Source organism: Streptomyces sp. NPDC052496 (assembly GCF_040679095.1).
In the GTDB taxonomy this organism is placed as follows: Bacteria; Actinomycetota; Actinomycetes; order Streptomycetales; family Streptomycetaceae; genus Streptomyces.
Genome location: NZ_JBFAUH010000003.1, coordinates 171,920 through 180,638 on the forward strand (window position 1 = coordinate 171,920; position 8,719 = coordinate 180,638).

Below are 8,719 nucleotides of genomic sequence, written 5' to 3' on the forward strand. Positions count from 1 at the left end.
GAGCCGCGGCGGTCCACTCGACGGACCCGAGCGTGCTCCCGACCGGAGGGTGGGCACCGTGCGGATGTACCCCGAGCCGACGGGCGAGGTGCGTATGAGTCTGTCACTGCGCTTCGCCGCCGGATCGCACAAGGGCATGATCCGGGAGGGCAACGAGGACTCCGGTTACGCCGGCCCGCGCCTGCTCGCCATCGCCGACGGCATGGGCGGCCAGGCCGCGGGCGAGGTGGCCTCCTCCGAGGTGATCTCCACCCTCGTCCAGCTCGACGACGACGTCCCCGGCTCCGACATCCTCACCTCGCTCGGTACGGCCGTCCAGCGCGCCAACGACCAGCTGCGCGTCATGGTCGAGGAGGACCCGCAGCTGGAGGGCATGGGCACGACCCTGACCGCCCTGCTGTGGACCGGGCAGCGGCTCGGCCTCGTCCACGTGGGCGACTCCCGCGCGTACCTGCTGCGCGACGGTGTCCTCACGCAGATCACGCAGGACCACACCTGGGTGCAGCGGCTCGTCGACGAGGGCCGCATCACCGAGGAGGAAGCCACCACCCACCCGCAGCGCTCCCTGCTGATGCGCGCGCTGGGCAGCGGCGACCACGTCGAACCGGACCTGTCGATCCGCGAGGTCCGGGCCGGCGACCGCTACCTGATCTGCTCGGACGGCCTGTCCGGCGTGGTCAGCCACCAGACCCTCGAAGACACCCTCGCCAGCTACCAGGGCCCGCACGAGACCGTGCAGGAACTGATCCAGCTGGCGCTGCGCGGCGGCGGCCCCGACAACATCACCTGCATCGTCGCCGACGTCCTGGACGTCGACGCCGGTGACACCCTCGCGGGCCACCTCAACGACACCCCGGTCGTCGTCGGCGCCGTCGCCGAGAACCAGAACCAGCTCAGCGACCCCAGCACGATGCAGACGCCGGCCGCCCGCGCCGCCGAACTGGGCCGCCACCGGGACTCGCCGCAGGGCGGGCCGGGCGGCACCTTCGGGCCGCCGGGCAGCGGCGACAACGGCGTCGCGGGCCCGCCGCAGGGCTCGTTCGGCGCGTTCACCGACGAGGAGTTCCTCAAGCCGGAGCGCGGCCGCGGCCGGTGGATCAAACGGTCGCTGATCATCGTGCTGGCGCTGGCCGTGGTCGGCGGCGGCCTGTACGCGGGCTACCGCTGGACGCAGACGCAGTACTTCGTCGGGGCCAAGGACAACCACGTCGCGCTGTACCAGGGCATCAGCCAGGACCTCGCCTGGATCAAGCTCAACAACGTCGACGAGGACCACCCGGAGATCGAACTCAAGTACCTCCCCGTCTACCAGCGCAACCAGGTCAAGGAGACCATCGCCGTCGACAGCCGCAACCAGGCGATCGACAAGGTCACCGAGCTGGGCAAGCAGGCCAACGCCTGCCGGTCGAAGGAACAGCGGGAGACCGCGGAGCGTGAGGCGGCCCGTAAGAAGGCCGAGGAGGACGCCCGCAAGAACAAGCCCGGCAAGCCCGGCACGCAAGCGGGCAAGCCGCAGGCAACCCCGACACCCACTCCCACCACCAGCCAGACGCCCCCTTCCGAGGAGCAGCAGAAGCTGGAAAAGAATTGCAGCACCCAGCAGTGAGGGCGTAGGGGGCCGTAGAGCTGATGAGCAGTACCACCACCACGACCACCGTGGGTACCATCGGTGCCCCGAGCCGCCGCAACACCGAGCTGGCCATGCTCGTCTTCGCGGTGCTCATCCCGGTGTTCGCCTACATCAACGTGGGCCTGGCCAAGGAGGGCTCGGTCCCCGCCGGCGTCCTCGGTTACGCCCTCGGCCTGGGCCTGCTGGCCGGCGTCACCCACCTCGTCGTACGCAAGTGGGCCCCGTACGCCGACCCGCTGATGCTGCCCATCGCGACCCTGCTGAACGGTCTCGGCCTGGTCTTCATCTGGCGGCTGGACCAGGAACCGCAGATCACCACCAAGCAGCTCGGCGGGGCCATGGCCCCCGGGCAGCTGATGTGGTCGACGCTCGGTGTCGCCCTCTTCCTCGGCGTGCTGATCTTCCTCAAGGACCACCGTGTCCTGCAGCGCTACACCTACATCTCGATGGTCGTCGCGCTGGTCCTGCTGATCGCCCCGATCTTCTTCCCGGCCAAGTTCGGCGCCCGCATCTGGATCACCATCCCCGGTGTCGGATCGCTGCAGCCCGGTGAGTTCGCCAAGATCGTCATCGCGATCTTCTTCGCGGGCTACCTCATGGTCAAACGGGACGCGCTGGCGCTGGCCAGCCGCCGCTTCATGGGCCTGTACCTGCCGCGCGGCCGTGACCTCGGACCCATCCTGGTCATCTGGGCGCTGAGCCTGATGATCCTGGTCTTCGAGACCGACCTCGGTACGTCCCTGCTCTTCTTCGGCCTGTTCGTCGTCATGCTGTACGTGGCCACCGAACGGACCAGCTGGATCGTCTTCGGCCTGCTGCTCAGCGGCGCCGGCGCGGTCGCGGTGGCCACCTTCGAGTCGCACGTGCAGACCCGCGTGCACAACTGGCTCAACCCGCTGGAACTGCTCAACGGCGGCGTCACCGAAACCGCCCAGGCCATGTACTCCTTCGGCTCCGGCGGCATCCTCGGCTCCGGCCTCGGCCAGGGCTACTCCCGCCTGATCGGCGGCATCGCCCCCAAGAGCGACTACATCCTCGCCACCGTCGGCGAGGAAGCCGGCCTCGCCGGCCTGATGGCGATCCTGCTGCTGTACGGCCTGCTCATCGAGCGCGGCATCCGTACGGCGCTGGCCGCCCGCGACCCGTTCGGCAAGCTCCTCGCCGTCGGCCTGTCCGGCGCCTTCGCCCTCCAGGTCTTCGTCGTCGCCGGCGGCGTCACCGGCCTGATCCCGCTGACCGGTATGACGATGCCGTTCCTCGCACAGGGCGGCTCCTCCGTCATCGCGAACTGGGCCCTGGTCGCGCTCCTGCTGCGCATCAGCGACACCGCGCGCCGCCCGGCCCCGGCCCCCGCCCCCTCCACCGACGCCGAGATGACCCAGGTGGTCCGCCCGTGAACAAGCCGCTGCGCCGCGTCGCCATCTTCTGCGGACTGCTGGTTCTGTCCCTGCTCATCCGCGTCAACTGGGTGCAGTTCGTCCAGGCCGACGAGCTGAAGAACGACACCCACAACCGGCGGGTGGCGATCGAGCGGTACAGCCAGCCGCGCGGCAACATCATCGTCGACGGCAAGGCCGTCACCGGCTCGACCACCAACGACAGCGGCGACTTCAAGTACAAGCGGACCTACAAGGACGGCCCCATGTGGGCGCCGGTCACCGGCTACGCGTCCCAGGCGTTCGGCTCCAACCAGTTGGAGAAGCTCAACGACTCCATCCTGTCCGGCACCGACGACAAGCTCTTCTTCAGCCGTACGGTCGACATGTTCACCGGCGACAAGCAGAAGGGCGGCGACGTCGTCACCACCCTGAACGCCAAGGCGCAGAAGGCCGCCTACGAGGGCCTGGGCAAGAGCAAGGGCGCGGTCGCCGCGATCAACCCGGAGACCGGCGCGATCCTGGCGCTGGCCACCACCCCGTCGTACGACCCGTCCACCTTCGCCGGCATGTCCGACAAGGACGCCAAGGCGTACAACGCGCTGCTGAAGAAGAACAACCCGGACGACCCGATGCTCAACCGGGCACTGCGCCAGACCTACCCGCCGGGCTCGACGTTCAAGGTCGTCACCGCCGCGGCCGCGCTGGAGAACGGTCTCTACAGCGACATCAACGCCAAGACCGACTCGCCGCTGCCCTGGTACCTGCCGGACACCGCGCACCAGCCGCTGAACAACGAGGGCAACATCCCCTGCGAGAACGCCAGCCTCAAGGAAGCGCTGCGCTGGTCCTGCAACACCGTCTTCGGCAAGATCAGCGCCGACCTCGGCAACAAGAAGATGAAGGCCGAGGCGGAGAAGTTCGGCTTCAACAACCCTGAGGTCGACACCCCGGTACGGGCCGCCGAGAGCGTCTACCCGACCGACAACCGGCCGCAGAACGCGATGGCCGGCATCGGCCAGGCCTCCAACCGCGCCACCCCGCTCCAGATGGCCATGGTCACCGCGGCCATCGCCAACGGCGGCAAGCTGATGAAGCCGTACATGGTCGACCAGCTGGTGGCCCCCAACCTCAACGTCGTGCAGCAGCACACGCCGGAGACGATGAGCCAGCCGCTCAAGCCGGAGAACGCCCAGAAGCTCCAGGAGATGATGGAGGGCGTCGTCAAGAACGGCACCGGCACCAACGGCCAGATCGACGGCGTCACCGTCGGCGGCAAGACCGGCACCGCCCAGCACGGCGAGAACAACAAGGACAACCCGTACGCCTGGTTCATCTCCTACGCCAAGACCTCCAAGGGAACGCCGGTGGCCGTCGCCGTCGTGATCGAGGGCTCGGACACGCTCCGCGGCGACATCGCGGGCGGCAAGCTGGCCGCCCCCATCGCCAAGAAGGTCATGGAGGCGGTACTCGACGGCAAGAAGTGACCCCGGTCACGCCAATACCGGTCGGATATCAGGTGCCGGTCGCGACCGGGCCCCGCACGGCGTGCCGGGTACGGTATGCCCGAACAGCACACCGCCGGACCACACACGGGTGCGGTCGGGACTGACGGAGAGGGCTGGAGAAGCTTATGGAAGAGCCGCGTCGCCTCGGCGGCCGGTACGAGCTGGGCTCGGTGCTCGGCCGCGGTGGCATGGCCGAGGTCTACCTCGCGCACGACACCCGCCTGGGCCGCACCGTCGCTGTGAAGACGCTGCGCGTGGACCTCGCCCGCGACCCGTCCTTCCAGGCCCGGTTCCGCCGTGAGGCCCAGTCGGCCGCCTCGCTGAACCACCCGTCGATCGTCGCGGTCTACGACACCGGCGAGGACTACGTCGACGGCGTCTCCATCCCGTACATCGTCATGGAGTACGTCGACGGCTCCACCCTGCGGGAACTGCTGCACTCCGGCCGCAAGCTGCTGCCCGAACGGTCGCTGGAGATGACCATCGGCGTGCTCCAGGCGCTGGAGTACTCCCACCGGGCCGGCATCGTGCACCGCGACATCAAGCCGGCCAACGTCATGCTGACCCGCACCGGCCAGGTGAAGGTCATGGACTTCGGCATCGCCCGCGCGATGGGCGACGCCGGTATGACGATGACGCAGACCGCCGCGGTCATCGGCACGGCGCAGTACCTCTCGCCCGAGCAGGCCAAGGGCGAGCAGGTCGACGCCCGCTCCGACCTGTACTCGACCGGCTGCCTGCTCTACGAACTGCTCACCGTTCGGCCGCCGTTCGTCGGCGACTCGCCCGTCGCGGTGGCCTACCAGCACGTACGGGAAGAGCCGCAGCCGCCGAGCGCCTTCGACCCCGAGATCACGCCCGAGATGGACGCCATCGTCCTCAAGGCGCTGGTCAAGGACCCGGACTACCGCTATCAGTCGGCGGACGAGATGCGTGCCGACATCGAGGCGGCTCTCGACGGGCAGCCGGTCGCGGCCACCGCGGCCCTCGGCGCGGTCGGTTACGACCAGGACCAGCCGACGACGATGCTGCGCCCGCAGGACCCGGCCGGCCAGACCTCGATGCTGCCGCCGATGAACCCGGACGACGGCGGGTACGGCTACGACGAGCGGCCCGACCGGCGCCGTGGCGGTGGCGGCGGCCAGAAGAAGAAGCACACCTCGACGATCCTGCTGGTCGTCGCGGGCATCCTGGTGCTCGCCGGTGCGATCTTCATCGGCAAGGCGATGTTCAACAGCACCAACACCAACAACGACGTGAAGGTGCCGGAGCTGACCGGGAAGACCTTCGAACAGGCCAAGGCAGCCGGCGACAACGGCGGCTTCAAGGTCGCCAAGAACGGCAGCACGGCCTGCGAGAACGTCGAGAAGGGCCAGGTCACCAAGCAGGACCCGGCCGCCGGGCAGTCGGTGTCCAAGGACGACACGGTGAAGGTGACGCTGTGCACCGGGCCGGAGAAGGTCACCATCCCCGACGTCACGGGCCTGACCTTCGACAAGGCGAAGGACGATCTGCAGAAGAAGGGCTTCGAGGACGTCCAGAAGACCGAGCGGGTCTCCGACCGCACCGAGGGCACGGTCATCGACCAGGACCCCAAGCCGCAGGGTGAGGGGACCAAGAAGACCAAGATCACGCTGGTGGTCGCCAAGAAGTCGCCCACGACGACGGTGCCGGTGGTGACCGGCCAGGACTTCAACGCGGCGCAGAAGCAGCTGACGGACCTCGGCTTCCAGGTCGCCAAGAGCGAGCAGGAGACCTCCGACCCGAACCAGGTCGGCAAGGTCACCGCGCAGTCCCCGAACGGCAACTCGCAGGCCAGGAACGGTTCGACGATCACCCTGACCGTCGGCAAGGCCGCCGAGCAGAAGCCGGTGCCCGCCGTCATCGGCCAGAGCGTCAAGGACGCCAAGAAGGCGCTGCAGGACGCCGGCTTCACGAACATCAAGTTCGCGAACGGCAGCTCGCAGGACGACAAGGCCCGCGTGGTCACCCAGGACCCGCAGCCGAACACCCCGTCCTCCCCCGGGTCCACGACGGTGACGCTCACCACGATGGGCGGTTCCCCCAGCGGGGACAACGACGGCGGTGACGACGGGAACGACTTCGGCGGCCCGAGCGGCTGGTGGGGACGGTTCCGCCACTGACCGGCAGCCATCGCCGTACGGGAAAGCCCCGGCACCCTTTTCGGGGGCCGGGGCTTTGTCGTGGGCGGGGGCTTTGTCGTGGGCGGGGGCTTTGTCGTGGGCGGGTGTCGTGGGCGGGGGCTCGTACCGCCCCTCAGCGCAGTTCCTTCGGCGGGGTGCGCTTGGCGTCGACCTTCTCGGTGCGCTCCAGCTCGCCCCAGACGATGTAGCGGTACGTGGAGGTGTAGACCGGCGTGCAGGTCGTCAGCGTGATGTAGCGGCCCGGCTTGCGCTTGCCGGACTCCTTGGGGACCTCGTCCAGCACGTCGACGTTGTACTTCGACGTCTCGTCCAGTGACGCGTAGACCTTGTAGACGTACCAGGTGTCCTTGGACTCGAAGACGATCGCGTCGCCGTCCTTGAGCTTGTCGATGTTGTGGAACTTCGCGCCGTGGCCGTCGCGGTGCGCGGCGAGCGAGAAGTTGCCCTTCTTGTCCTGCGGCAGGGCCGACTTCACCGGCTCGGTGTAGTAGCCCGCGACACCCTCGTTCAGGACATCGGGGTCGATGCCCTTCTTCACGAGCACCTCACCGTTCTTCATCGCCGGTACGTGCAGGAAGCCGATGCCGTCCTTGGTGTCGAGCGCCCCCGGACCCGTCGGCGTCTTCGCCCAGTTCTTGCGCACGGTGTCGCCCTGCTTGTGCGCCTCACGGTCGGCGAGGACGTTCGTCCACCACAGCGAGTAGGCGACGAAGAGGGCCAGGATCAGCCCCGCCGTGATCAGAAGTTCGCCGATGACGCTGACGACGGCGGCGATCCGCCCGCGCATGCGGCGCGGCGGCGTGGACGCCGGCTGATCCGCCGCCGGGCCGGTGTCCTCGTCGTGTCCGGTGGCAGTCACCGCGTGGTACCCCTCTTACATTCGCTCAGCTGACGAGCGCATCCGGCTTGCCCTTGCTCCGCGGCCGCTCCTCGACCATCTTGCCCCAGACGATCATCCGGTAGGTACTGGTGAATTCCGGGGTGCAGGTCGTCAGCGTGAGGTAGCGGCCGGGGCGGGTGAATCCGGAGCGCCTGGGCACCGGGTCCAGCACGGCGATGTCCCGCGGCGAGGTCTGCGGCAGGATGCTCTCCATCGCGTACGTGTAGTACGTGCTGCGCGTCTCGACGACGATCTTGTCGCCCTTGGTCAGCTTGTTGAGGTAGCGGAACGGCTCGCCGTGGGTGTTGCGGTGCCCGGCCACCGCGAAGTTGCCCTGCTTGTCCCAGGGCATCGCGGTCTTCACGCTGTTCTTGTCGTAGTGGCCGACCATGCCGCGGTCCAGCACCGCGGGTTTGTTGATGCCCTCGGCGATCGGGACCTTCACGTCCAGCTTGGGGATATACATGATCGCGAAGCCCTGGCCGGGCGAGAAGGCGTCGGGCTTGCGGTCCTCGCCGCCCTCGTCCCACTCGTGCTCCAGGTTGCTGGCGGTGCCGCCCGCCTGCTGGTGCGCGAGGACGTTCGTCCACCACAGCTGGTAGGTGACGAAGAGCAGCATCAGGACGCCGAGGGTGATGAACACCTCGCCCACGGCGCGGCTGACGATGATGCCCGGGCTCTCCTTGCGCGCCCGCGCGGCGCGGCGGGCCTCCAGCCGCGTCATGGGCACGGAAGGCGCCTCAGCGGCCGAGGAAGCGGCTTCGGCGGCGTTCGAAGGGGAACCACGCCGTGTGCGCCTGTTGCCGCGTTTGGCGGCCTCCTGGGCGGCTTTACGGCGTGCAGCCCGGCCGCCGGTCGCCGGTGGCGTCGACGCTGCCGCGTCCGAGGCCGTCGTCGACGGCTCGGTTTCACGTGAAACAGCGTCCGGATCGTGGGGGCCGCGGAGATCGCCGAGATCGCCGAGGTCGCCGTTTTCGCCGCCGGGCTCCTGGGCCTGACGGAGTGCCATGGTCTCGGAGTCGAACGCGGGGTCCGGGGTGGGGGCCACGGTCCCGGAGTCATAGGCCGGGCCCGGAGTGGGGGCCACCGTCCCGGCGTCATAAGCCGGGCCCGGAGTGGGGGCCACCGTCCCGGCGTCATAAGCCGGGCCCGGAGTGGGG

At 68.9% G+C, this 8,719-nt stretch carries 6 protein-coding genes; 4 read left to right on the forward strand and 2 right to left on the reverse strand.

From position 1 onward, the window contains the following. The first annotated feature begins 94 nt into the window (after positions 1–94). The 4 genes from AB0L45_RS06180 to pknB all read left to right on the forward strand — a co-directional run bounded on the left by AB0L45_RS06180 (position 95) and on the right by pknB (position 6,658). A complete protein-coding gene (locus AB0L45_RS06180; RefSeq protein ID WP_365836655.1) occupies positions 95–1,606 on the forward strand; it encodes a protein phosphatase 2C domain-containing protein in 1,512 nt (503 codons plus the stop codon). A 23-nt stretch (positions 1,607–1,629) separates the two neighbouring features. Further along, entirely contained in the window at positions 1,630–3,027 is a 1,398-nt protein-coding gene (locus AB0L45_RS06185) for an FtsW/RodA/SpoVE family cell cycle protein (RefSeq protein ID WP_365836656.1), read from the forward strand. Then, complete coding sequence (locus AB0L45_RS06190; protein ID WP_365836658.1) at positions 3,024–4,493, forward strand: penicillin-binding transpeptidase domain-containing protein; 1,470 nt, start codon at positions 3,024–3,026, stop codon at positions 4,491–4,493. Before AB0L45_RS06185 ends, AB0L45_RS06190 begins: the two co-directional genes overlap by 4 nt. A gap of 146 nt (positions 4,494–4,639) precedes the next feature. Then, positions 4,640–6,658, forward strand: a complete 2,019-nt coding sequence (pknB, locus tag AB0L45_RS06195) for a Stk1 family PASTA domain-containing Ser/Thr kinase (protein WP_365836660.1) — start codon at positions 4,640–4,642, stop codon at positions 6,656–6,658. Between the two features lie 133 nt (positions 6,659–6,791). Here pknB and AB0L45_RS06200 read toward each other — a convergent pair whose 3' ends face one another. Continuing rightward, positions 6,792–7,538, reverse strand: a complete 747-nt coding sequence (locus tag AB0L45_RS06200) for a class E sortase (protein ID WP_365836662.1) — start codon at positions 7,536–7,538, stop codon at positions 6,792–6,794. A 25-nt stretch (positions 7,539–7,563) separates the two neighbouring features. Then, positions 7,564–8,719 (reverse strand): class E sortase (locus tag AB0L45_RS06205; RefSeq protein ID WP_365836663.1); only part of this gene is annotated, 1,156 nt, incomplete at its 5' end.